Source organism: Sedimentimonas flavescens, assembly GCF_025154035.1.
Classification (GTDB): Bacteria; Pseudomonadota; Alphaproteobacteria; order Rhodobacterales; family Rhodobacteraceae; genus Rhodobacter; species Rhodobacter flavescens.
On record NZ_JAOALJ010000004.1, the window covers coordinates 87792 to 109851 of the forward strand.

Consider the following 22060-nt stretch of genomic DNA (forward strand, 5'->3'; position numbering starts at 1 on the left):
GCAGGAGGACCAGCGCGATGACCAAAACGTTATGGATCTTTGGCTACGGCTCGCTGATCTGGGATCCGGGCTTTGCCCCGGCCGAGGTGCGACGCGCCTGGCTGCGGGGCTGGCATCGCTCGTTCTGCATGCGCTCGATCCATTTCCGCGGCACGCCCGAAGCTCCGGGCTTGGTGCTGGCGCTGGACGCAAGCCCCGATGCCGTCTGCGCGGGTCTGGCGTTTCGCGTGGCCGAACCCGAGGCAGACGAGGTTCTGGCCTGCCTGCGTGCGCGCGAACTGGTCTCGGACGCTTATCTTGAGCACCAGTTACCCGTGACCTGCGAAGAGGGTGAGACGTTCGAGGCGATCACCTATGTGATCGACCGCGAGGGGCCGCAATATTGTGCGCTCGACCTTGAGGAACAGGCGCGCATCATCGCCCATGCCATCGGCGGGCGGGGGCCGAACCGCGACTATCTGTTCAACACCGCCGCCCATCTGACCGAGCTTGGGCTGGCCGATCCCGACCTCGACTGGCTGTCCGCGCGGGTCCGTGAGCTGACCCGATAGGGCTTGGCAGTGCCGCCAAGCCCGCCTATCCTCGCGCAAACAATAGCCAACGAGGCAGTGTATGCGCGGCACCATCCGGCTCGATCCGCAGTTCTCGCAACCGGTCCGACAGATCACCCTGATGGTGATCGTGCTGGTTCTGGTCGTGGCGGGAGGGTGGCTTGCCTATAGCCGCATTCTGCCGATCTTCATCGCGAACCCCTGGCTGAACGGGCTGATCCTGACCGTATTCGTGCTGGGCGTCCTGGCCTGTTTCTGGCAGGTGGCCGAACTGGTCAAGGCCGTCAGCTGGATCGAGAGTTTCGCGGCCGACCGGCCGGGCCGTCCGGCCTATCGCGCGCCGCGGATGCTCGCGCCGCTGGCCGCGTTGCTTGGCGCGCGTGGCGGCTCGCGCTCGATTGCTACCTCGGCGGCACGTTCGATCCTCGAGTCGGTCGAGACCCGGATCGACGAGGCGCGCGATATTACGCGCTACCTCTCCAACCTGCTGATCTTCCTTGGCCTTCTGGGCACGTTCTACGGTCTTGCAACGACCGTTCCAGCCGTGGTCGAGACGATCCGCGCTCTGGCCCCGCAAGAGGGCGAAAGCAGCATCGAGGTCTTTGAGAAGCTGATGACCGGGCTTGAGGCGCAGCTTGGCGGCATGGGCACGGCGTTCTCCTCCTCGCTTCTGGGCCTTGCGGGCTCGCTGGTGGTTGGGTTGCTTGAGCTTTTCGTGACCCATGGCCAGAACCGGTTCTACCGTGAGCTGGAAGAGTGGATCTCCTCGATCACGCGGCTTTCCTTCGCGGCGGCCGAGGGCGATGGCGAGGCTTCGGCGGTGGCCGAGATCCTCGATCACATGTCCGAGCAGATGTCTGTGTTGCAGTCGATCTTCGCGCAATCCGATGCCGGGCGCGCCGAGGTCGATCGCCGCCTGGGTGAAATGACGGGCGCGGTCGCCTATCTGGCCGACCGCATGGGCAATGAGATTGATGCGCGCACCGAACAGGGCCGCGCGCTCAACCGCATGGCCGAGGGGCAGGAACGCCTGACCCAGGCGCTGGAGCGGCTGGCGCATCAGGCCGAAACCGATGAGACCGCCGAGATCGCGGCGGAAACGCGGATGCGGTTGCGCTCGATCGACCTGCAAATGCTGCGGCTTCTTGAAGAGGTCTCGGCGGGGCGGCAGGAAAGCATGGCCGAGTTGCGCAACGATTTCGCGGCGCTGACGCGGGCGATCCTGCACAATACCCGCAATCGGGAGGCCTAAGCGATGGCGCTCGCCCGCCGCAACGGCCAGAAGTTCTCGGCAGCGATCTGGCCCGGATTCGTCGATGCGATGACCGCGCTGCTGTTGGTGCTGATGTTCGTGCTGACCATCTTCATGGTCGTGCAATCGGTCTTGCGCGATACGCTCAACACCAAGGAGAGTGAGCTTTCTGCCCTGTCGGTGCAGGTCGCAGGCCTCGCGCGTGCGCTTGCGCTGGAGGAAGAGCGCACCGCGCAGTTGACCGGCGATCTGGATACGGCGCGGGAAAAGGCCGATGCGCAAACTGCGCTGATCGCCACGCTCAGCGCACGGATCGAGACGCGCGAGGCCGAACTGGCCGAGGCCGGTCAGAAGATCACCGCGTTTGAGGCGCAGGTGGCCTCGCTCCTGTCGCAGCGCGACGCCGCGCGGGCAGATGCCGATGCGCGCGCCGAGGAACTGCGCCTTGATCGCGCGACCATCGAGGAGCTGCGCGGCAAGCTGAAAGCCTCCGGCGATGAGCTGGCGGCCATGACCCTCTCGCTGGAGGCGGCGCGCCAGAATGCCGAGGAGACGTTGACCCTTCTTGCGGCAGCCGAGGCTGCGAAGAAGGATTTGCAGACGCAGTTGGAGACACGCCTGAGCGATGCCGAGAAAGAGGCCGCATTGCGGGCCGTGGCCGAGCAGGCGCTGGCAAGCGAGAAGGAAATCTCGGGCGAGGCCGCGCGCAAAGTGGCCCTGCTGAACGAGCAGATTGCGGCCCTGCGTGGGCAGCTCTCCGAGTTGCAGGGCATTCTGGATGCCGCGCAGGAGCGAGATGCCGAGGCGCAGGTGCAGGTCGAGACGCTTGGGCAGCAGCTGAATGCGGCACTGGCGCAGGTGGCGGCTGAGCAGAAGCGCCGTGCGCAGCTTGAGGAAGAGGCGCGCAAGAAGGCCGAGGCCGAGGCGGCGGATCTGGCCAAGTATCGCTCGGAGTTCTTCGGGCGGATGTCCGAACTGCTGGCCGGGCGCGAGGGTGTGCGCGTGGTGGGCGACCGTTTCGTGTTTTCGTCCGAGGTGCTGTTCCAGCCGGGGGCCGCCGATCTGGCGCCTGAGGGCAAGGCGCAGATCGCGCGCGTGGCCGAGACCTTCACCGAGTTGGCCGACAAGATCCCGCCGCAGATCGACTGGATCCTGCGGGTCGACGGTCATACCGACAATGTGCCCCTGCTGGGGACCGGCGCGTTCCGCGATAACTGGGAGTTAAGCCAGGCGCGCGCGCTTTCGGTGGTGCGTTACATGATCGACGATCTGGGCTTCCCGCCCTATCGGCTGGCCGCGACCGGGTTTGGCGAGTTCCGCCCCGTGGCCGAGGGCGACAGCCCCGAGGCGCGGGCCGCGAACCGCCGCATCGAGCTGAAGCTGACCGAGCGCTGAGGGCGGCGGGGCAGGGGGCTGTCTGCCCCCTCTTTGCGCCTTTGGCGCAAATTCACCCCCGAGGATATTTTCGCCACGTTGAAGGTGGAAAAAGGAAAGGGCCCGGAGTTCCGGGCCCTTTTCGTTCGTTAAGGTGCGCCTTAGCCCGCCGGAAGCAGGCGTTGTTTGGGGCCCGAGATGCGGGGCTTGCTGGGCTCCTCGACGTCGAGCACGATGGCGTCATCCTTGACGCTGGCGCGCACCACGCCGCCCTTGGTGAGTTTGCCGAAGAGAAGCTCCTCGGCCAGCGGTTTCTTGATGTGCTCCTGGATCACGCGGCCAAGCGGGCGGGCGCCCATCTTGTCGTCGTAGCCTTTCTCGGCCAGCCAGTTGGCAGCTTCGGGGGTCAGTTCGATATGCACGTTGCGGTCGATCAGCTGCGCTTCGAGTTGCAGCACGAACTTGTCCACGACTTGCAGGATGACATCGCGCGAGAGGGGTGCGAAGTTCACCACCGCATCCAGGCGGTTGCGGAATTCGGGCGTGAAGGTGCGCTCGATCGCGGCGGTATCCTCGCCCTCGCGGCGTTCGCGGCCAAAGCCGATGGCGGCCTTGGCTTGCTCGGCCGCGCCGGCGTTCGAGGTCATGATCAGAATCACATTGCGGAAGTCTACCGTCCGGCCGTTATGGTCCGTGAGTTTGCCGTGGTCCATCACCTGGAGGAGGATGTTGTAGACATCCGGGTGCGCCTTTTCCATCTCGTCGAGCAGCAGCACGCAATGCGGGTGTTGATCGACGCCGTCGGTGAGCATCCCGCCCTGGTCGAAGCCGACATAGCCGGGAGGTGCGCCGATCAGGCGGGAGACCGCGTGTTTCTCCATGTATTCCGACATGTCGAAGCGCAGAAGTTCCACGCCGAGCGTGTCGGCCAGTTGCTTGGCGACCTCGGTCTTGCCGACGCCGGTGGGACCGGCAAACAGGTAGTTGCCGATCGGCTTTTCGGGTTCGCGCAGGCCCGCGCGGGCCAGTTTTATTGCCGACGCCAGCGTTTCGATCGCCTTGTCCTGACCGAAGACAACCCGCTTGAGCGTCTTTTCGAGATCGCGCAGCACCTCGGCATCGTCCTTCGAGACGTTCTTGGGCGGGATGCGCGCGATCTTGGCCACGACGGCCTCGATCTCCTTGGCGCCGAGCGTCTTGCGGCGCTTCGATTCTGGCAGCAGGTGCTGGGCCGCGCCTGCCTCGTCGATCACGTCGATGGCCTTGTCGGGCAGTTTGCGGTCATGGATGTAGCGCGCTGACAACTCCACCGCCGACTTGATCGCGTCATTGGTGTAGCGGATGTCGTGGTGCGTTTCGAAATAGGGCTTGAGGCCCATCAGAATCTTGATCGAGTCGCCGACCGAGGGTTCGTTCACGTCGATCTTCTGGAAACGGCGCGACAGCGCGCGGTCCTTCTCGAAATGCTGGCGGAACTCTTTGTAGGTGGTCGAGCCCATGCAGCGCATCTTGCCCCCGCCAAGCGCGGGCTTGAGCAGGTTCGAAGCATCCATCGCACCGCCCGAGGTGGCGCCTGCGCCGATCACGGTGTGGATCTCATCGATGAACAGGATCGCGTCGGGGTGGTCCTCGAGCTCCTTCACAACGGCCTTCAGACGCTCCTCGAAATCGCCGCGGTAGCGGGTGCCCGCCAGAAGCGCGCCCATGTCGAGCGAAAAGATCGTCGACTTCGCAAGGATGTCCGGGGTTTCGCCACGGGTGATCTTGAGCGCGAGGCCCTCGGCGATGGCGGTCTTGCCCACGCCCGGATCGCCCACCAGAAGCGGGTTGTTCTTGCGGCGGCGGCAGAGCACCTGAATGCAGCGCTCGACCTCTTCCTCGCGGCCGATCAGCGGGTCGATGTCGCCCTTGGCCGATTTTTCGTTGAGGTTGACGCAGTATTTCGCAAGCGCGGATTCCTTGGCCTCGCCCGCCTGGGTGGTTTCGGCCTTGTGCTCCTCTTCGGCGCCGGTCACGGGGCGGGCCTCGCCGAACTCGGGGTCTTTGGCCACGCCATGGGCGATGAAGTTGACCGCGTCGTAGCGCGTCATGTCCTGTTCTTGCAGGAAGAAGGCGGCGTTCGACTCGCGTTCCGCAAAGATCGCCACGAGCACGTTGGCCCCAGTGACCTCGGCGCGGCCCGAGCTTTGCACATGGATCGCGGCGCGCTGGATGACGCGCTGGAAGGCGGCGGTGGGCACGGCCTCGGAACCCTCGATCTCGGTGATCAGGGTCGAAAGGTCATCGTCGATGAACTCGGTCAGGGTTTCGCGCAATTCTTCCAGATCGACCCCGCAGGCGCGCATCACGCGGCTTGCGTCGGGCTCTTCGATCAGTGCCAGCAGCAGGTGTTCGAGGGTGGCGAGTTCATGCTTGCGCGCGTTGGCCAGCGCGAGCGCGCCATGGATGGCTTGTTCGAGCGTGTTCGAGAACGAAGGCATGTGGCGCTCCTTTCATAGCTGGCGGACCCGACACATCGCTGGCCCGTTATGTTTAGAGTTCGGTGGAATTGCGGCGGCTTCAAGGGCGGATTGCACAAAACTGCATCACAATTCATTCTGTGCGTCGAAAGTGACCATTTTGCACAATACCTAGCCGTGCCTTCGGGCTGGCTCACGTGACTTTGGGGTCATCGCCCATCAGCAACGAGAGCAGCAGGCTCATCACGTCACTGCGCCCGAGGATACCGACGAGGCGCGCGTTCTCGGTCACGGGGATCGCCTGTGCGCCGGGTTTGGCGAGGCGTGCCATCAGTTCGCCCACCGGGGTGGAAATGTCGACCGGGGCGGTTGTGGAGTCCATCAGGGCCGCTGCATCGGGCTCTGGCGGGGCCGAGCGCAGCCGGAAGGGACGGCGCAGCGTGGCTTGCTCGGCCTCAAGGCGTTGCAGGACGCGCCCCTGATCGACCATGCCGACATAGCGCCCCTCGCTGTCGGCGACGGGCAGGCTGCGCAGGTCCAGCATTTCCATCTTGCGCACGACCTCGGACATCGGGGCTTCGGGGCCGACCGAGACAGGGCGCGGGCTCATGAGCGATCCAGCCGAGGCAGATAGCAGGGTTTCGGTGACGCGCGTTCGGGCGGCGTTCAGCAGGCGTGCAAGATCGGCTGTGCCAAGGTTGGCGGATTGCTGAAACTCCAGCAACAGGCTGGCCAGATCGTCTTCGCTCAGGCGGGGCGTGCTGCGCGCGGCGGGTCCGGGGCGGGGCGGGGCCGCCAACGGGCGCGAGGGATAGGCCACGCCGAACGTGCGGTGCCAGGCCATGGCCAGCAGCACCAGAACCACGGTGATCGCGCCCACGGGCATCAGCACGAAGTCGAAGCCGAGCGGGCGCCCGGCCTCGTATTCCAGCGCCCCGAGCAGTGCGATCCCTGCTGCGGGCGGGTGCAGAGCGCGCAGGGCCATCATGGCGCAGATCGCCAGCGCAACCGCCAGCCCGTCCGCATAGGGCGGCGGCACGAAGCGCAGCACGACCACCGCGCTGGCGGCCGAGACCATCATGCCAACGATGGCCGACCATGGCTGTGCCAGTGGAGAGTTGGGCAGGGCGAACAGCAAGACCGCCGTGGAGGCGAAGCCCGAGATCAGGTAGATCCCCGCCTCGCGCGATTGCGGCAGAGCGTAGCTGATAAGCGCCGTCACCAGAATGCCGAGCCCCGCACCGGTGCCCGCGCGCAGGATATCCACCGTGCGCCGGCGGCCCATCGCGGGTCCGAGACGCCGCACAAGATGGGTCTGCTTATTGGTCGGTCGCTCTTCGGTCGGCTTTTCGGTGTCTGGCTCGGTCATCGGCTCAGAAGCGGTCCTTGCGGGCCCGGGCTTCGGTGAAGGTGGCAAGCGCGCTGGCATCGGCGGGCAGGCCCAGGGCGCTGCGCAGCGCCGCATCGTCGCTGCGCAGGAAGGGGTTGGTGGCCTTCTCCAGCGCCAGCGTCGCGGGAACGGTCGGCTGCCCCTCGGCGCGTTTTGCGCGCACGTTGTCCATGCGGTTCAGCAGGGCGGGGTTGCCGGGTTCAAGGCTCAGCGCGAAACGGCCGTTCGCCTCGGTATACTCATGCCCCGAGCAGACCAGCGTGTGATCAGGCAGGGACGAAAGGCGCGCGAGGCTGTCGAACATCTGCGCGGGGGTGCCTTCGAACAGGCGGCCGCAGCCCCAGCTCATCAGACTGTCGCCGGAAAACAGCAGACCCGCTTCGGCGAAATGATAGGCGATATGGCCAAGCGTATGGCCCCCGGCGTCGATAACGCTCAGCTTCTGCATTCCGATCGGAAGGGTTTGTCCGGGGGTCACCATCATATCCAGCGGCGGCAGCCGATGGGCATCGGCCTCGGCGCCGATGACATGCGCGCCCGTCGCCTGGGCCAGGGCCTCGACACCTGCAATATGATCGTCGTGATGATGGGTGATCAGGATGTGGCTCAGTTTCCAGCCGCGTGCGCCGAGCGCATTCAGGACTGGCGCAGCCTCGGGCACATCGACGACGAAGATCGTGTCGGTGGACGGGTCGCGGACAAGATAGGCGTAATTGTCCGCAAGGCAGGGAAGGATCACAAGTTCAAGGGCCATGGCGTTTCGTGTCGCTTTGTCTATTCTGACCAAGCTTCGCCCAAGGAGGCCGGAACCGCAATGCACCTCGATGTGCTCGACCTGCGCAATTTCTACTACCGCACCCAGCTTGGGCGCGCGGCGCAGAAGGCCGTACGGGACCGGGTGCTCACGCTCTGGCCTGCGGGGCCCGAGATGACGGGGCTGACGGTGGCGGGTTTCGGCTTTGCCGTGCCTTTGCTGCGGCCCTATCTGGAGCCCGCGCGCCGGGTGATCGGGCTGATGCCCTCGCAGCAGGGGGTGATGCCCTGGCCTGCCGGAATGCCCAATGTGTCCGTTCTGTGCGACGAGACCCGCTGGCCGCTGGAAACCGGGATGGCGGACCGGCTGGTCGTGATGCACGGGCTTGAGACCTCGGACCATCCCGATGCGCTGCTGGAAGAATGCTGGCGGGTGCTTGGACCGGGCGGCAAGGCGCTGCTGATCGTGCCGAACCGCAGCGGTCTTTGGGCGCCGCGCGAAACGACACCCTTTGGCTTTGGGCGGCCCTATACGATCAGTCAGCTTGATGCGCAGGCCCGGCGCGCCGGCTTCGTGCCCGAACGCCACGCCGCCGCACTCTATATACCACCGTCGCATCGCCGCTTCTGGCTGCGTTCGGTCGCCATGTGGGAGCGGCTTGGATCGCGCGCGGCGGGTATCCTGGCGGCGGGCGTGGTCATGCTGGAGGTTTCCAAGCAGGTCCATGCGCCCCGTCGGCCGGGTCTGGGCGCGGCCGTCCGCAGGCCGCTGTCGATCCTGGAAGGTGCCGTCAAGCCGGCCGCCGACCCGATCTGAGCACGCCCTCCACGATCCCGAACCCTTGGTTCCGCCTAGTGAATCACCTCGCGCGGGTCCGGCTGCCCTCCATCACCTGACGTCTACGTCATCCGCCGGTCGGACCGTTAGCGCCGGAACTTTTCCGGGCGCAGCGCTAACGAAAGGCGGTGGGAGGCAAATAGCATGTCCTGCATTCACATTCTGTTGTGCAAGACGGTTGCGAGGGGAGGGATGCTCTGCTACACGCGGGGCCGATATAAGGTGTGTGGGAGCACCCATGCGCTAGGGGAAGCTCCGCATTCTCCGCCTCTGGTAGGGGAATGGGGGCAAGAGCATCGGAAGGGTGGACGTGTCCGAACCAGCTTCGATTTCCGCAGCCATTGCCGGGCGCTATGCCACGGCTGTTTTTGAACTCGCCCGCGAGGCCGGAGCGCTTGCCGCGCTCGAGGCTGATGTGGATGCGCTTCGCGCCACGTTGGCCGAATCGAGCGATCTGCGTGAGCTGATCTCCTCGCCGGTTTACTCGCGTGAAGACCAGGGTGCCGCTGTGGGCGCCCTCGCCGCGAAAATGGGCCTTTCGGCAGCACTTGCCAACGGTCTGCAACTGATGGCGGTCAAGCGCCGTCTGTTCGCGCTCCCCCAGCTGCTTACTGCGCTGGCCGACGCGATCGCCGAAGAAAAAGGTGAGGTGACCGCTGAGGTTATCGCCGCTTCGGCCCTTTCGAAAGCGCAGGCCGACAAACTGGCGGCCACGCTCCAGTCGCAGACGGGCAAGTCCGTCAAATTGAACATTGCCGTGGATGAAAGCCTCATCGGCGGCATGATCGTCAAGTTGGGCTCGCGCATGATCGACACTTCGGTCAAGGCGAAACTCGCTTCCCTACAGAACGCCATGAAAGAGGTCGGATAATGGGCATCCAAGCAGCTGAGATCTCTGCTATCCTCAAGGAGCAGATCAAGAACTTCGGGCAGGACGCCCAAGTCGCCGAAGTGGGCCGCGTGCTCTCGGTCGGTGACGGTATTGCCCGTGTGCACGGGCTCGACAACGTCCAGGCCGGTGAAATGGTGGAATTCCCCGGTGGTATCCGTGGGATGGCGCTGAACCTCGAAGTCGATAACGTCGGTATCGTTATCTTCGGTTCGGACCGCGACATCAAAGAAGGCGACACCGTCAAGCGCACCAACTCCATCGTGGACGTTCCGGTGGGTGAAGGCCTGCTCGGCCGCGTCGTCGATGGCCTCGGTAACCCGATCGACGGCAAAGGCCCGATCGCGGCGACCGAGCGTCGCGTGGCCGACGTGAAGGCCCCCGGCATCATTCCGCGGAAATCGGTTCACGAACCGATGGCGACCGGCCTCAAGTCGGTTGACGCCATGATCCCCGTTGGCCGTGGCCAGCGCGAACTGATCATCGGCGACCGTCAGACCGGCAAGACCGCGATCGCGCTCGACACCATTCTGAACCAGAAGGTCTACAACGACGCCAACCCCGAGAAGAAGCTGCACTGCTTCTACGTCGCCGTTGGTCAGAAGCGTTCGACCGTGGCTCAGCTCGTGAAGAAGCTCGAGGAAACCGGCGCGATCGAATACACCACGATCATCGCCGCGACCGCTTCGGACCCGGCTCCGCTCCAGTTCCTGGCGCCCTACGCCGCGACCGCCATGGCCGAGTACTTCCGTGACTCGGGCCGCCACGCGCTGATCATCTACGATGACCTCTCGAAGCAGGCCGTTGCCTACCGTCAGATGTCGCTGCTGCTCCGCCGCCCGCCGGGCCGCGAAGCCTACCCGGGCGACGTTTTCTACCTGCACTCGCGCCTGCTGGAGCGTTCGGCGAAGCTGAACGAAGACTTCGGCGCTGGCTCGCTGACCGCTCTTCCGGTCATCGAAACCCAGGGCGGCGACGTGTCGGCCTTCATTCCGACCAACGTGATCTCGATCACCGACGGTCAGATCTTCCTCGAAACCGAACTGTTCTACCAGGGTATCCGCCCGGCCGTGAACACCGGTCTGTCGGTGTCGCGCGTGGGTTCGTCGGCTCAGACGAACGCCATGAAGTCGGTCGCCGGCCCGGTTAAGCTGGAACTGGCTCAGTATCGCGAAATGGCGGCCTTCGCCCAGTTCGGCTCGGACCTCGACGCCGCAACCCAGAAGCTGCTGAACCGCGGTGCGCGTCTGACCGAGCTGATGAAGCAACCGCAGTATTCGCCGCTGACCAACGCGGAAATCGTCGCGGTCATCTTCGCGGGCACCAACGGCTTCCTGGACAACGTTCCGGTGAAGGAAGTCGGTCGCTGGGAGAAGGGCCTGCTGGCCTATCTGCGCAGCAACCGCAAGGACGTGCTCGATTGGATCACCAACGACGATCCGAAGATCAAAGGTGACGCCGAGGCGAAGCTCAAAGCCGCGATCGAAGATTTCGCCAAGACCTTCGCTTGATTGGCCTGAAAGGACAGGGAAATGCCCAGCCTTAAGGACCTAAAGAACCGGATCACGAGTGTTAAGAACACTCGCAAGATCACCAAGGCGATGCAGATGGTCGCGGCCGCAAAATTGCGCCGCGCCCAGGATGCCGCCGAGAGCGCCCGGCCCTTCGCCGAGCGCATGAACGCCGTCATGTCGGGGCTTGCCGCCTCGGTGGGCGGCTCCGACAGCGCGCCCCGGCTTCTGGCCGGGACGGGCTCGGATCAGACCCACCTTCTGGTGGTGATGACCGGTGAGCGCGGGCTTTGCGGTGGTTTCAACGCCAACATCGCCAAACTCGCGCGGGCTCGGGCCAACGAGCTGCTGGCACAAGGCAAGACGGTGAAGATCATCACCGTCGGCAAGAAGGGCCGCGACGCGATGCGCCGCGACCTGGGTCAGCACTTCGTGGCTCACGTCGATCTCTCCGAGATCAAGAAAATCGGCTACGTGGATGCCCAGAAGATCGCCCGCGATCTGCTGGACCGTTTCGAAGCCGCCGAATTCGACGTCGCGACGATCTTCTTCTCGCGCTTCGAATCCGTGATCTCGCAGGTGCCGACCGCGAAGCAGATCATTCCTGCCCAGTTCGAGGAGGCCGATGCCACTGGCGCTTCGGCGTTCTACGATTACGAACCGAGCGAGGAAGCGATCCTGGCAGACCTTCTGCCGCGTGGTGTCGCCACGGCGATCTTCGCCGCCCTTCTGGAGAACAACGCCTCGTTCAATGGCGCCCAGATGTCGGCGATGGACAACGCCACCCGCAACGCGGGCGAGATGATCGACAAGCTGACGATCGAGTTCAACCGCTCGCGTCAGGCCGTGATCACCAACGAGCTTATCGAAATCATTTCGGGCGCCGAGGCGCTCTGACGGAACCGGAGATAGAAGACAATGGCAAGCAAAGGCAAAGTGACCCAGGTCATCGGCGCCGTCGTGGACGTCCAGTTCGAAGACGGCCTGCCCGCGATTCTCAACGCGCTCGAGACCGAAAACAACGGCAAGAAACTGGTGCTGGAAGTTGCTCAGCACCTCGGTGAAAACACCGTCCGCACCATCGCCATGGACGCCAGCGAAGGCCTCGTGCGTGGCGCCGTGGTGACCGACACCGGCGCACCGATCTCGGTGCCGGTCGGCAACGCGACGCTGGGCCGCATCCTGAACGTCATCGGCGAGCCGGTGGACGAAAAGGGCCCGGTCGCGGCTTCGGAGCACCGTGCGATCCACCAGCCGGCCCCCGATTTCGCGGCTCAGTCGACCTCGTCGGAGATCCTGGTCACCGGCATCAAGGTTATCGACCTGCTGGCTCCCTACTCGAAGGGCGGTAAGATCGGCCTGTTCGGCGGCGCCGGCGTGGGCAAGACCGTTCTGATCATGGAACTGATCAACAACATCGCCAAAGTGCACTCGGGCTTCTCGGTGTTCGCGGGCGTTGGTGAACGGACCCGTGAAGGCAACGACCTCTATCACGAGATGATCGAATCGGGCGTTATCGTCCCCGACAACCTCGAAGAGTCGAAAGTGGCCCTGGTCTATGGCCAGATGAACGAACCGCCGGGCGCGCGTATGCGTGTGGCTCTGTCGGGTCTGACCCTGGCCGAGCAGTTCCGCGACCAGTCGGGTACGGACGTGCTGTTCTTCGTGGACAACATCTTCCGCTTTACCCAGGCAGGTTCGGAAGTGTCGGCGCTTCTCGGCCGTATTCCTTCGGCCGTGGGCTACCAGCCGACGCTGGCGACCGACATGGGCGCTCTGCAGGAACGCATCACCTCGACCAACGCTGGCTCGATCACCTCGGTGCAGGCCATCTACGTTCCGGCCGACGACCTTACCGACCCGGCTCCGGCCACCTCGTTCGCCCACCTCGACGCTACGACCGTTCTGTCGCGTGCGATCTCGGAACTCGGCATCTACCCGGCCGTGGACCCGCTCGACTCGACCTCGCGTCTGCTCGATCCGGCCGTGATCGGCGAAGAGCACTACATGGTTGCCCGTGATGTGCAGGGTATCCTCCAGCGCTACAAGTCGCTGCAGGACATCATCGCCATCCTCGGCATGGACGAACTGTCGGAAGAGGACAAGCTGACCGTGGCTCGCGCCCGTAAGATCCAGCGCTTCCTTTCGCAGCCGTTCGACGTGGCGAAAGTGTTCACCGGCTCGGACGGTGTGCAGGTTCCGCTGGAAGACACGATCAAGTCGTTCAAGGCTGTTGTGGCTGGCGAATACGACCACCTGCCGGAAGCGGCCTTCTACATGGTCGGCGGTATTGACGAAGTGATCGCCAAGGCCGCGAAACTCGCCGCTGCGGCGTAAGGAGGCTGATCCATGGCCGATACGATGCAGTTCGACCTCGTCTCCCCTGAACGGAAGCTCGCTTCCGTCCAGGCCCGCGAGGTGCGGATCCCGGGCGCTGAAGGTGACCTGACCGCGATGCCGGGTCACTCGGCCCTGATCACGACCCTGCGCCCCGGCATCCTGACCGTCGTCGGACCCGAAGGCACCGCGGAATACGCGGTGACCGGCGGCTTCGCCGAGATCAGTGCTGAAGGCGTGAGCGTTCTGGCCGAGCGCGGCGTGCCGAAGGCGGAACTGACCGCCGCGATCCACGCCGAGATGATGGCCGAGGCCAAGAAGGTCGTTGACGTGGCTCATCCGTCGGTGACGGATGCCGCGGTCAAGATGCTCTCGGATATGGAAGCGCTCGGCGCCCATATCAACGCCTGAGAACGGCTCTGACTTTTTTGAAAGGCCCCGGTGAAAACCGGGGCCTTTTTCTTTGGGCCGCTCAAAGGGGGGCCTTGCAAGGCGATCCCGATATGCGTCTTCTCGTATGAACCATAGGGGGAAGGCGCGATGACCTGGGAAAGTTGGCTCGGCTATGTTCTGGCCTATGCCGCCATTTCCGTCATCCCCGGGCCGAGCGTGCTGATGATCATCAGCCAGTCGCTGACCAGGGGCCGCCGTGCGGCACTCATCTGTATTGCGGGGGACCTTGCCGGAGGGCTGATCGTGATGAGCGCAGCTTACCTCGGGGTGGGCCTGGTTCTTGCCGCGTCCAGCCTGGCCTTCGCGTTGCTCAAATGGGCCGGGGTTGCCTATCTGGCCTATCTCGGCTGTGCGCAAATTCTGACCGCGCGATCGCTTGCCGAGGGGGCGGTCGAGATACCGCGTCGCGATGGCAGGAGCTTCCGTGCGGGGTTTCTGACCGGGGTGCTCAATCCGAAGGCCATCCTGTTCTACATGGCGTTCCTGTCGCAGTTCATCGTCCCCGAGGCACCGCGCCTGCCGCAGTTCCTGATCCTGATGGCCAGTTCCACCGTGATTGTCGCGCTGGTGCTGGGTGGCTACGCCATGATGGCGACGATGATCGGGGCGCGGCTGCGCAGCGCACAGGCGCGCAGACACGTGGGGTATGCCTCGGGGGCGTGCCTCTTGGGCGGGAGCGGGCTTCTGGCCGTGACACGGTAAGGGCCTGCGGCGCAAAGCAAAAAGGGCGCCCGGAGGCGCCCTTTTCGTTTCCCTTGGGGGGATGATTACATCATGCCGCCCATGCCGCCCATGTCGGGCATGCCACCGGCCGGAGCCTTCGGCTCGGGCTTTTCGGCGATCATGCATTCGGTGGTGACGAGCAGGCCAGCAACCGAAGCGGCGTCTTCCAGTGCGGTGCGGGTCACCTTGGCCGGGTCGATCACGCCGAACTTGAACATGTCGCCATATTCTTCGGTCTGAGCGTTGAAGCCAAAGGCCAGGTCCGAGGACTCGCGGATCTTGCCGGCAACGACTGCACCGTCAACGCCTGCGTTCTCGGCGATCTGGCGCATCGGGGCTTCCAGTGCGCGCTTGACGATCGCGATACCGGCTTCCTGGTCGCTGTTCGCGCCCTGAAGGCCGTCGAGCTGCTTGCCAGCCTGAACCAGAGCCACGCCACCGCCGACAACGATGCCTTCCTGAACGGCCGCGCGGGTCGCGTTCAGCGCGTCGTCAACGCGGTCCTTGCGCTCTTTCACTTCGACCTCGGTCATGCCGCCAACGCGGATGACGGCCACGCCGCCAGCCAGCTTGGCCACGCGCTCTTGCAGCTTCTCGCGGTCGTAGTCCGAGGTGGTTTCCTCGATCTGGGTGCGGATCTGTGCCACGCGGGCTTCGATCTCGGCCTTGTCGCCGGCGCCGTCCACGATGGTGGTGTTCTCTTTCGAGATCGTCACTTTCTTGGCGCGGCCGAGCATGTCCATGCCGACGTTCTCAAGCTTCATGCCGAGATCTTCCGAGATCACCTGGCCGCCGGTCAGGATCGCGATGTCCTGCAGCATGGCCTTGCGGCGGTCGCCGAAGCCCGGAGCCTTGACGGCAGCGATCTTGAGGCCGCCACGCAGCTTGTTGACCACGAGGGTGGCCAGCGCTTCGCCTTCCACGTCCTCGGCGATGATCAGCAGCGGCTTTTGCGACTGGATCACGGCTTCGAGCAGCGGAACCATCGGCTGAAGCGACGAGAGTTTCTTCTCGTGCAGCAGGATGTAGCAGTCTTCGAGATCCGCGATCATCTTGTCGGGGTTGGTCACGAAGTAGGGCGACAGGTAGCCGCGGTCGAACTGCATGCCTTCGACGACTTCGACTTCGGTTTCCATGCCCTTGTTTTCTTCGACGGTGATGACACCCTCGTTGCCGACCTTCTGCATCGCGTCAGCGATGAAACGGCCGATCTGGGCTTCGCCGTTGGCCGAGATGGTGCCGACCTGGGCGACTTCGTCGCTGTCCTTCACCGGGCGGGCGGCGGCCTTGATGGCCTCGACGACCTTGGTGGTGGCCAGATCGATGCCGCGCTTGAGATCCATCGGGTTCATGCCGGCGGCGACCGCCTTCATTCCTTCGCGCACGATGGCCTGGGCCAGAACGGTCGCGGTGGTGGTGCCGTCGCCAGCCTCGTCATTGGTGCGCGAGGCGACTTCTTTCACCATCTGCGCGCCCATGTTTTCGAACTTGTCCGACAGTTCGATTTCCTTGGCGACCGACACGCCGTCCTTGGTGATGCGCGGGGCACCGAACGACTTTTCGATAACAACGTTGCGGCCTTTCGGGCCCAGGGTCACCTTCACCGCATCGGCGAGGATGTTCACGCCCTTGAGCATACGGTCACGGGCGTCGGTCGAGAACTTCACGTCCTTGGCTGCCATTTTGCTTGGCTCCTTGACTTGGAATTTCGTTAGAGATCAGAGGGTTCTCGTGAGAATTACGAGATGATCCCCATGATGTCGGATTCTTTCATGATCAGCATTTCGGTGCCGTCGAGGGTCACTTCGGTGCCCGACCATTTGCCGAACAGCACGCGGTCGCCGACTTTGACCGAGGGTGCGATCAGCTCGCCCGAATCCTTGCGCGCGCCTTCGCCAACAGCGACGATCTCGCCTTCAGCCGGCTTTTCTTTCGCCGAGTCGGGGATGATCAGCCCGCCCTTGGTCTTTTCTTCGCTTTGCACGCGCTTGACCAGCACGCGGTCATGAAGCGGTTTGAATGCCATCTGGGTCACTCCCTAAGGTTCCAGGTTCTAAACTTTTAGCACTCAGCGATGGTGAGTGCTAACGGCGCAGGAGTTAGGCATTCCTCCCCCTGGGTGTCAACACCCCGGCCGCGGATTTTCTGTGAAATCGACATGCGCATGGTGTGGGCGCAGGACAGGGCTTTTCCTGTGCGCCGCGGCACCTATCATTCGGGAAAGCGGAACAGGAGGAAACCATGACGGAATTTCGCAAGACCCCCGAGGCTCTGGCGCGACTGACGCCCGAGCAATACCGCGTTACGCAGGAAAGCGGCACCGAGCGGCCCTGGTCGGGCGAGTTTGTCTCGAACAAGCGGCGCGGGATCTATGTCGATATCGTCTCTGGCGAGCCACTGTTTTCCTCGGCGGACAAATACGAGTCCGGCTGCGGCTGGCCCTCGTTCACGCGGCCCATCCTGTCCGAGCATATCCGCGAGCTGAGCGACGTGAGCCATGGCATGGTGCGCACCGAGGTGCGCTCGACCCACGGCGACAGCCATCTGGGCCATGTGTTCGAGGACGGCCCGGAGGAAGAGGGCGGCTTGCGCTACTGTATCAACTCTGCCTCTCTCCGGTTCATCCCGCTCGAAGAGATGGCGGCCGAGGGCTATGCCGACCTGATCGATCTGGTCGAGTAGGCCCGGCCCCTTTTCCTTGCCCGGCCCCTGTGGCAGGGTCGCGCCCAAACCGGATCGAGGAGTAGATGATGCGCAAGGTGGAGCTTGGCCGCACGGGCCTGAAGGTGTCTGAACTGTGTCTGGGCTCGATGACCTGGGGCACGCAGAACACCGAAGGAGAGGGTCATGCCCAGATCGACCGCGCCGTCGAGCGTGGGGTGGATTTCATCGATACCGCCGAGATGTATCCGGTCAACCTGGTCACTCCTGAAACCTGTGGTCGCACCGAAGAGATCATCGGCACGTGGTTTGCAAGCCGTCGGCGGCGCGATCAGATCGTGCTGGCGACCAAGGTCTCGGGCGAGGGGCTGCGCGCGGTGCGCGATGGCGCGCCAATCTCGCCCACGTCGATCCGGCTGGCGGTCGAAGGGTCGCTTCGGCGTCTGCAGACCGATTATATCGACATCTGCCAGTTCCACTGGCCGAACCGGGGCAGCTACCACTTCCGTCAGAACTGGAAATTCGCGCCGAACAAGCAGGCGCCGAAGGAGGTGATCGAGGCCGACATGGTTGCCTGTCTCGAAACCCTTCAGGTGCTGGTGGAAGAGGGCAAGATCCGCCACTTCGGCCTGTCGAACGAAAGCGCATGGGGGACGGCGCAGTGGCTGCGGCTGGCCGAGGCCGGGCATGGCCCGCGCGTCGCCACCATCCAGAACGAGTATTCGCTGATGTGCCGCCTCTACGACACTGACATGGCCGAGATGGGCGTGCATGAGCAGGTCACGCTGCTGGCCTATTCGCCGCTGGCCGTAGGGATGCTGAGCGGCAAGTATTCCGGTGGGGCGGTGCCCGAAGGCTCGCGCCGCTCGATTGTGCGCGAGTTGGGCGGACGCTCGAACGCGCGGGCTTTCAAGATCGCCGATCATTATGTTGCTCTGGCGCGGCAGGCGGGGCTCGACCCGGTGACCATGGCCATCGCCTGGACGCTGAGCCGCCCGTTCCCGATCGTGCCGATCCTGGGGGCAACCTCGGTCGCGCAGCTGGACAAGTCGCTCGACGCGGCGGGGATGGAGCTGCCGAGCGATCTGCTGCGTGAGATCGAAAGGACGCATCATGCGCATCCGATGCCGTTCTGAGATGCGCGCGCTTACCCTGTCCCTAGCCGCTGCGGTGTTGCTGGTCGGCTGCAAGCCCGATGACGGCAAGCTGGAACCCGTGGGCGAGTCGCTGATGCAGCTGGAGCAGGCCGCCTGCGAAAAGCGCGGCGGCGAGTGGAAATCTGACGGCAGCGCGCGGTTTTGCCTGAACCGCACCCGCGATGGCGGCCAAAGCTGCCGCACCGCGCGCGATTGCGAAAGCGCCTGCCTTGCGCGCTCGATGACCTGCGCACCGGTCAAGCCGCTGGTCGGCTGCAACGAGGTGATCACGAGCGGTGGGCTGCGGGTGACCGAATGCGTCGACTGATCCCGGCGCTTTTGTGCCTGCTGGCTGCCTGCGCCGCGCCGCCGCCCGAGCAGGGTCTGCGTAACCGCGAGGCGATGATCTCGTCTGCGGTGGTCTTCGATCCGGCGCGTTTTGCCGGGCGCTGGCATGTCGCCGCAAGCGGTGTTCCGGGCTGCGCGGGCGCCGCGCAGGACTGGGCGCTCGATGGGCGCGGCGCCTATGTGCTCAGCGGCATCGACTGTGCGGGCATGCGCCCGGCGCATCTGACAGGCCGTGCGGTCATCACCGGCCCCGGCGCGCGCTTTGCTCCGGATGCGGGGTTCGGGCGTGCCCCGGTCTGGGTGCTCTGGGTCGATCAGGATTATCGCATCGCGGTTCTGGGCACGCCGGAGGGGCAGTTCGGTATGATTGTCACGCGTGAACTTCCCCCGCGCGCCGATCTGATGGCCGCGGCGCAAGAGGTTCTGGCCTTCAACGGCTACGATCTGCGGCGGATCGGGCGGTGACGCTGCTCTGGGTCTGGGTGACGCTGGCCGCCGCCGCCGTGCAGACCCTGCGTTTCATGTTGCAAAAGCGCCTGACCGGAACCGGCCTTTCGACCGGTGGCGCGACCTTCTCGCGCTTTCTTTTCGGGGCGCCGATTGCTGCGTTGGCGGCGGTGCTCACCCTTGCCATGACGGGGGCAGAGGTGCCTGTGCCTGGGCCGCGCTTCTGGGCGTTCGCACTGGCCGGAGGGGCCGCGCAGGTCGCCGCGACCTTCCTGACCGTTGCGCTGTTCAAGCTGCGCAATTTCGCGGTGGGCGTGGCCTTCACCAAGACCGAGACGGTTCAGGTCGCCGCCTTCTCGGTGCTTGTGCTGGGCGAGGCCGTGACGCCCCTTGGTTGGTTCGGGATCGCGCTTGGGCTGGTGGGTGTGCTCTTGCTGTCGCGCACCCCGCGCGGCACGGCCTTTTCGGCGCGCGCGGTGGTTTATGGAGTGCTCGCAGGGGGCCTCTTCGGGCTTTCGTCCATCGGCTATCGCGGTGCGACGCTTGAACTGATGCCCGCCGCCTTCTTTACCCGCGCCATCGTGACGCTGGCCTGCGTGACCTTCGCGCAAAGCCTTGGCATGGCGCTTTACCTGCGTTTGGCCGAGCCGGGAGAGCTTGGGCGCGTGATCCGGGCCTGGCGGCGCACGATCTGGGTAGGCGTGACGGGGGTTGCAGGCTCGGCGGGTTGGTTCACGGCCTTTGCGCTGATGAACGCGGCCTATGTGCGCGCCCTTGGTCAGGTCGAGATCGTCTTCACCCTGATCGTATCCGTGCTGGTCTTCCACGAGCGGCTGAGCCCCCGCGAGGGGGCCGGGATCGCCCTTGTCGTGGCCTCGCTGATCGCGATCGTGCTGGCGCAGTCGGTCTAGTCGATCCGACGGAACACCGAGCGCGCGCCCGAGTTGTCGAAGAACGGCACGCTCGCGGGTGGCGCGATCTGCGCGCCCGACTCGGCCAGAACCGCCTGAACCTCGGCCAGAACAACCTCGGTGATGAAGGGCAGGTTCAGCGCGCGGGCCTCGGCCATCGGCACCCAGTGCAGGTGTGAAAGCTCGTCGCAGGCGCGCGAGAAATCCTCGGGGTCGGTGGAAAGATCCGCCGCGTCGATCAGGAAGAAGCGGGCGTCAAAGCGGCGCGGCCGGCCCGGAGGCGTGATCGCGCGGAACACGAAATGCAGCGGCGCGGCCGAGGGCGTCATGCCCTGCGCGGCAAAGCCCGTCCAGTCGGCGGGCGGTGCGATGGGCCATTCGCCACGTGTGCCCAGAATTTGCCCGGTTTCTTCCCACAGCTCGCGCACGGCGGCGGCGGCAAGGGCGTGGCCGATCCGGGCGGGGGCCTCGACATCGAGGCGTCGCGCGCAGGTGGCGTTCAGCGGGCTGCCAAAGGGGATCTCCGCATCGCCCTGATCCAGCGCGCCGCCGGGGAAGACGTATTTCGAGGGCATGAAGGCCGCGCCTGCGCCCCGCATCCCCATCAGAACGCGCGGGGCACCGGGGCCGTCGCGGCGCACGACCAGAACAGTCGCCGCGTGGCGGATGGCCGTCTTGTCGGCGGAGGGTGCTGCCAGGGCCGTCTCAGTCATGCACAACATCTCCGGCGCCGAACCCATGCATCCGGCGCGACCATTGGATCGCGACGATCGCCCCCTTCATGCGCGGCAAAAGCGCCAGCGACAGCGCGACCGTGCCGGTCAGGAAGATCGCGATCATGGTCAGCGGGGTGGGGCGGAAGGCAACGAAGAACCACAGCATCAGCGGCGCCATCAGATGGCCCACGATCAGGATCGTCAGATAGGCCGGGCCGTCGTCCGCGCGGTGATGCTCCAGCACTTCGCCGCAATCGGGGCAGGACGTGCGCACCTTGAGATAGCTTTCCAGCAGATTGCCCCTGCCGCAGGCGGGGCAGCGGCACATCAGGCCGCGGCGGATGGCGGCGCCGACGGGGCGGTCGTCCTCGGTGTCATGGCTGGCTGCGATCATCGACTTCTCCCTTTGCGCCTTTATCGACCGAATGTGGGGCAGAAGCAAAGCCTAAGCGCTGCGGGCAATGCGTTCACGCCTGTGTGAGCCTGCGCGCGTTGCGACGGAAACCCGAAAGAGCGGCGTTTGGACTGATGGGAGCAGCGCAGACCGCGCCGCAGGAAACAGGAGAAAGACGATGAAACGCAGCATCAAACAGGCTCTTGTCGGGGTTTTGCTGGCCGGGACGGCCCTTGCCGCGGTGCCGGCTGTGGCGCAGCAGATGAATGGTCAGCCCCCGATGCGGGCGCAGATGCAAGATGGCACCGGCCCGATGGCGGGCGGCATGGGCGCTGGCCCGATGGGCGGCGCCGGAATGATGGGGCAGATGGGCGGCGCAGACATGGGCGATGGCCCGATGGGCATGATGTTCGACCGCTTTGATACCGACGGCGACGGCACTGTCACCAAGGAAGAAATCGCCGCCAAGCGCGCGGCCGACGCGGTTGCGCTGGATGCCAATGGCGACGGCAAGCTGAGCGCCGAGGAACTGGTTGCCGCCGATATGCGCCGGATGCAGCAGCGCGTGGAAGAGCGTGTGAAGGCGCGCATCGCGGCTCAGGATATTGATGGCGACGGGATGCTGTCGGCGGCTGAACTAGCGATGCCCGATATGCCGGCGATGATGTTCCAGCGTCTTGATGCCAATGGTGACGGTGCGCTGGACAAGGACGAACTCGCTGCGGCCAAGGCGCGGAAGCAGGGCCGCATGGCAGAGCGCGGCGGCCATAGTCATGACGGCAAGCACATGGGCGGTCACATGGGGGGCATGCGCCATGGCGGCCAGCAGGACGGCATGATGGGCCAGCGCTGGATGATGAACCCGCAAGGGAACTAAGCACGGCCCGGCCTGGGGTCAGCGCCTCGGGCCGGTTGTC

23 protein-coding genes are annotated in these 22060 nt (G+C 65.0%); 16 read left to right on the forward strand and 7 right to left on the reverse strand.

The features are described from left to right. Positions 1 to 17: 17 nt before the first annotated feature. The 3 genes from N3C64_RS08810 to N3C64_RS08820 all read left to right on the forward strand — a co-directional run bounded on the left by N3C64_RS08810 (position 18) and on the right by N3C64_RS08820 (position 3198). Positions 18 to 551 carry a gamma-glutamylcyclotransferase gene (locus tag N3C64_RS08810; RefSeq protein ID WP_218630945.1) on the forward strand — a complete coding sequence of 178 codons (534 nt, stop codon included), beginning with the start codon at positions 18 to 20 and terminating at the stop codon, positions 549 to 551. Positions 552 to 612: 61 nt separating this feature from the next. Next, positions 613 to 1803, forward strand: coding sequence for a biopolymer transporter ExbB (locus N3C64_RS08815; RefSeq protein WP_218630946.1), 1191 nt, complete (start codon positions 613 to 615; stop codon positions 1801 to 1803). A gap of 3 nt (positions 1804 to 1806) precedes the next feature. Continuing rightward, entirely contained in the window at positions 1807 to 3198 is a 1392-nt protein-coding gene (locus N3C64_RS08820; protein ID WP_260013992.1) for a peptidoglycan -binding protein, read from the forward strand. Positions 3199 to 3338: 140 nt separating this feature from the next. Here N3C64_RS08820 and clpA read toward each other — a convergent pair whose 3' ends face one another. From clpA to gloB, 3 genes are all read right to left on the reverse strand, one after another. Beyond that, positions 3339 to 5657 (reverse strand): ATP-dependent Clp protease ATP-binding subunit ClpA, encoded by a 2319-nt coding sequence (gene clpA / locus N3C64_RS08825; protein WP_260013994.1) that lies wholly within the window; start codon positions 5655 to 5657, stop codon positions 3339 to 3341. A 172-nt stretch (positions 5658 to 5829) separates the two neighbouring features. Continuing rightward, positions 5830 to 7005 (reverse strand): HPP family protein, encoded by a 1176-nt coding sequence (locus tag N3C64_RS08830; RefSeq protein ID WP_260013996.1) that lies wholly within the window; start codon positions 7003 to 7005, stop codon positions 5830 to 5832. Positions 7006 to 7009: 4 nt separating this feature from the next. Next, positions 7010 to 7780 (reverse strand): hydroxyacylglutathione hydrolase, encoded by a 771-nt coding sequence (gloB, locus tag N3C64_RS08835; protein WP_260013998.1) that lies wholly within the window; start codon positions 7778 to 7780, stop codon positions 7010 to 7012. Between the two features lie 60 nt (positions 7781 to 7840). Here gloB and N3C64_RS08840 point away from each other — a divergent pair, with 60 nt between their 5' ends. The 7 genes from N3C64_RS08840 (at position 7841) to N3C64_RS08870 (ending at position 14509) form a co-directional block, all read left to right on the forward strand. Next, positions 7841 to 8596: a class I SAM-dependent methyltransferase gene (locus tag N3C64_RS08840; RefSeq protein ID WP_218630951.1), complete on the forward strand. Its 756-nt coding sequence runs from the start codon at positions 7841 to 7843 to the stop codon at positions 8594 to 8596. 331 nt (positions 8597 to 8927) lie between these two features. Beyond that, entirely contained in the window at positions 8928 to 9488 is a 561-nt protein-coding gene (locus tag N3C64_RS08845) for a F0F1 ATP synthase subunit delta (protein WP_218630952.1), read from the forward strand. Then, complete coding sequence (gene atpA / locus N3C64_RS08850) at positions 9488 to 11017, forward strand: F0F1 ATP synthase subunit alpha (protein WP_218630953.1); 1530 nt, start codon at positions 9488 to 9490, stop codon at positions 11015 to 11017. Before N3C64_RS08845 ends, atpA begins: the two co-directional genes overlap by 1 nt. A 21-nt stretch (positions 11018 to 11038) precedes the next feature. Beyond that, positions 11039 to 11914, forward strand: coding sequence for a F0F1 ATP synthase subunit gamma (locus N3C64_RS08855; protein WP_260013999.1), 876 nt, complete (start codon positions 11039 to 11041; stop codon positions 11912 to 11914). 21 nt (positions 11915 to 11935) lie between these two features. Beyond that, on the forward strand, positions 11936 to 13354 hold the full coding sequence (atpD, locus tag N3C64_RS08860; RefSeq protein WP_260014000.1) for a F0F1 ATP synthase subunit beta: 1419 nt from the start codon (positions 11936 to 11938) through the stop codon (positions 13352 to 13354). A gap of 12 nt (positions 13355 to 13366) precedes the next feature. After that, complete coding sequence (locus N3C64_RS08865; RefSeq protein ID WP_218630956.1) at positions 13367 to 13765, forward strand: F0F1 ATP synthase subunit epsilon; 399 nt, start codon at positions 13367 to 13369, stop codon at positions 13763 to 13765. 129 nt (positions 13766 to 13894) lie between these two features. After that, on the forward strand, positions 13895 to 14509 hold the full coding sequence (locus N3C64_RS08870; RefSeq protein ID WP_260014001.1) for a LysE family translocator: 615 nt from the start codon (positions 13895 to 13897) through the stop codon (positions 14507 to 14509). Between the two features lie 65 nt (positions 14510 to 14574). Here N3C64_RS08870 and groL read toward each other — a convergent pair whose 3' ends face one another. Both groL and groES read right to left on the reverse strand, forming a co-directional pair. Next, positions 14575 to 16212, reverse strand: a complete 1638-nt coding sequence (groL, locus tag N3C64_RS08875; RefSeq protein ID WP_218630958.1) for a chaperonin GroEL — start codon at positions 16210 to 16212, stop codon at positions 14575 to 14577. A 56-nt stretch (positions 16213 to 16268) separates the two neighbouring features. Then, positions 16269 to 16556 carry a co-chaperone GroES gene (groES, locus tag N3C64_RS08880; RefSeq protein ID WP_218630959.1) on the reverse strand — a complete coding sequence of 96 codons (288 nt, stop codon included), beginning with the start codon at positions 16554 to 16556 and terminating at the stop codon, positions 16269 to 16271. Between the two features lie 215 nt (positions 16557 to 16771). Here groES and msrB point away from each other — a divergent pair, with 215 nt between their 5' ends. The 5 genes from msrB to N3C64_RS08905 all read left to right on the forward strand — a co-directional run bounded on the left by msrB (position 16772) and on the right by N3C64_RS08905 (position 20033). Then, on the forward strand, positions 16772 to 17212 hold the full coding sequence (gene msrB, locus N3C64_RS08885; protein WP_218630960.1) for a peptide-methionine (R)-S-oxide reductase MsrB: 441 nt from the start codon (positions 16772 to 16774) through the stop codon (positions 17210 to 17212). Between the two features lie 68 nt (positions 17213 to 17280). Beyond that, positions 17281 to 18327 (forward strand): aldo/keto reductase, encoded by a 1047-nt coding sequence (locus tag N3C64_RS08890; RefSeq protein WP_260014002.1) that lies wholly within the window; start codon positions 17281 to 17283, stop codon positions 18325 to 18327. Position 18328: 1 nt separating this feature from the next. After that, complete coding sequence (locus N3C64_RS08895) at positions 18329 to 18655, forward strand: hypothetical protein (protein ID WP_218630962.1); 327 nt, start codon at positions 18329 to 18331, stop codon at positions 18653 to 18655. After that, positions 18643 to 19140 (forward strand): lipocalin/fatty acid-binding family protein, encoded by a 498-nt coding sequence (locus N3C64_RS08900; protein ID WP_260014003.1) that lies wholly within the window; start codon positions 18643 to 18645, stop codon positions 19138 to 19140. The genes N3C64_RS08895 and N3C64_RS08900 overlap by 13 nt, the downstream gene beginning before the upstream one ends. Then, on the forward strand, positions 19137 to 20033 hold the full coding sequence (locus N3C64_RS08905) for an EamA family transporter (protein ID WP_260014005.1): 897 nt from the start codon (positions 19137 to 19139) through the stop codon (positions 20031 to 20033). The genes N3C64_RS08900 and N3C64_RS08905 overlap by 4 nt, the downstream gene beginning before the upstream one ends. Here N3C64_RS08905 and N3C64_RS08910 read toward each other — a convergent pair. Continuing rightward, positions 20030 to 20746: an NUDIX hydrolase gene (locus N3C64_RS08910; RefSeq protein ID WP_218630965.1), complete on the reverse strand. Its 717-nt coding sequence runs from the start codon at positions 20744 to 20746 to the stop codon at positions 20030 to 20032. The two genes, N3C64_RS08905 and N3C64_RS08910, sit on opposite strands and share 4 nt — an antisense overlap. After that, positions 20739 to 21143: a DUF983 domain-containing protein gene (locus N3C64_RS08915; protein ID WP_218630966.1), complete on the reverse strand. Its 405-nt coding sequence runs from the start codon at positions 21141 to 21143 to the stop codon at positions 20739 to 20741. Before N3C64_RS08915 ends, N3C64_RS08910 begins: the two co-directional genes overlap by 8 nt. Positions 21144 to 21321: 178 nt before the next feature. Between N3C64_RS08915 and N3C64_RS08920 the strand changes: the two genes are divergently transcribed. Next, positions 21322 to 22020, forward strand: a complete 699-nt coding sequence (locus tag N3C64_RS08920) for an EF-hand domain-containing protein (protein ID WP_260014006.1) — start codon at positions 21322 to 21324, stop codon at positions 22018 to 22020. Positions 22021 to 22060: the final 40 nt, after the last annotated feature.

What these genes read in the sequence shown, in the direction of transcription:
- N3C64_RS08815 (WP_218630946.1), top strand. Translation starts at nt 613, where the DNA reads ATGCGCGGCACCATCCGGCTCGATCCGCAGTTCTCGCAACCGGTCCGA.
- N3C64_RS08900 (WP_260014003.1), top strand. Translation starts at nt 18,643, where the DNA reads ATGCGTCGACTGATCCCGGCGCTTTTGTGCCTGCTGGCTGCCTGCGCC.
- N3C64_RS08920 (WP_260014006.1), top strand. Translation starts at nt 21,322, where the DNA reads ATGAAACGCAGCATCAAACAGGCTCTTGTCGGGGTTTTGCTGGCCGGG.
- N3C64_RS08820 (WP_260013992.1), top strand. Translation starts at nt 1,807, where the DNA reads ATGGCGCTCGCCCGCCGCAACGGCCAGAAGTTCTCGGCAGCGATCTGG.
- N3C64_RS08840 (WP_218630951.1), top strand. Translation starts at nt 7,841, where the DNA reads ATGCACCTCGATGTGCTCGACCTGCGCAATTTCTACTACCGCACCCAG.
- N3C64_RS08855 (WP_260013999.1), top strand. Translation starts at nt 11,039, where the DNA reads ATGCCCAGCCTTAAGGACCTAAAGAACCGGATCACGAGTGTTAAGAAC.
- clpA (WP_260013994.1), bottom strand. Translation starts at nt 5,657, where the DNA reads ATGCCTTCGTTCTCGAACACGCTCGAACAAGCCATCCATGGCGCGCTC.
- N3C64_RS08865 (WP_218630956.1), top strand. Translation starts at nt 13,367, where the DNA reads ATGGCCGATACGATGCAGTTCGACCTCGTCTCCCCTGAACGGAAGCTC.
- N3C64_RS08810 (WP_218630945.1), top strand. Translation starts at nt 18, where the DNA reads ATGACCAAAACGTTATGGATCTTTGGCTACGGCTCGCTGATCTGGGAT.
- N3C64_RS08830 (WP_260013996.1), bottom strand. Translation starts at nt 7,005, where the DNA reads ATGACCGAGCCAGACACCGAAAAGCCGACCGAAGAGCGACCGACCAAT.
- atpA (WP_218630953.1), top strand. Translation starts at nt 9,488, where the DNA reads ATGGGCATCCAAGCAGCTGAGATCTCTGCTATCCTCAAGGAGCAGATC.
- N3C64_RS08915 (WP_218630966.1), bottom strand. Translation starts at nt 21,143, where the DNA reads ATGATCGCAGCCAGCCATGACACCGAGGACGACCGCCCCGTCGGCGCC.
- msrB (WP_218630960.1), top strand. Translation starts at nt 16,772, where the DNA reads ATGACGGAATTTCGCAAGACCCCCGAGGCTCTGGCGCGACTGACGCCC.
- groES (WP_218630959.1), bottom strand. Translation starts at nt 16,556, where the DNA reads ATGGCATTCAAACCGCTTCATGACCGCGTGCTGGTCAAGCGCGTGCAA.
- N3C64_RS08890 (WP_260014002.1), top strand. Translation starts at nt 17,281, where the DNA reads ATGCGCAAGGTGGAGCTTGGCCGCACGGGCCTGAAGGTGTCTGAACTG.
- atpD (WP_260014000.1), top strand. Translation starts at nt 11,936, where the DNA reads ATGGCAAGCAAAGGCAAAGTGACCCAGGTCATCGGCGCCGTCGTGGAC.
- gloB (WP_260013998.1), bottom strand. Translation starts at nt 7,780, where the DNA reads ATGGCCCTTGAACTTGTGATCCTTCCCTGCCTTGCGGACAATTACGCC.
- groL (WP_218630958.1), bottom strand. Translation starts at nt 16,212, where the DNA reads ATGGCAGCCAAGGACGTGAAGTTCTCGACCGACGCCCGTGACCGTATG.
- N3C64_RS08910 (WP_218630965.1), bottom strand. Translation starts at nt 20,746, where the DNA reads ATGACTGAGACGGCCCTGGCAGCACCCTCCGCCGACAAGACGGCCATC.
- N3C64_RS08895 (WP_218630962.1), top strand. Translation starts at nt 18,329, where the DNA reads ATGCGCGCGCTTACCCTGTCCCTAGCCGCTGCGGTGTTGCTGGTCGGC.
- N3C64_RS08870 (WP_260014001.1), top strand. Translation starts at nt 13,895, where the DNA reads ATGACCTGGGAAAGTTGGCTCGGCTATGTTCTGGCCTATGCCGCCATT.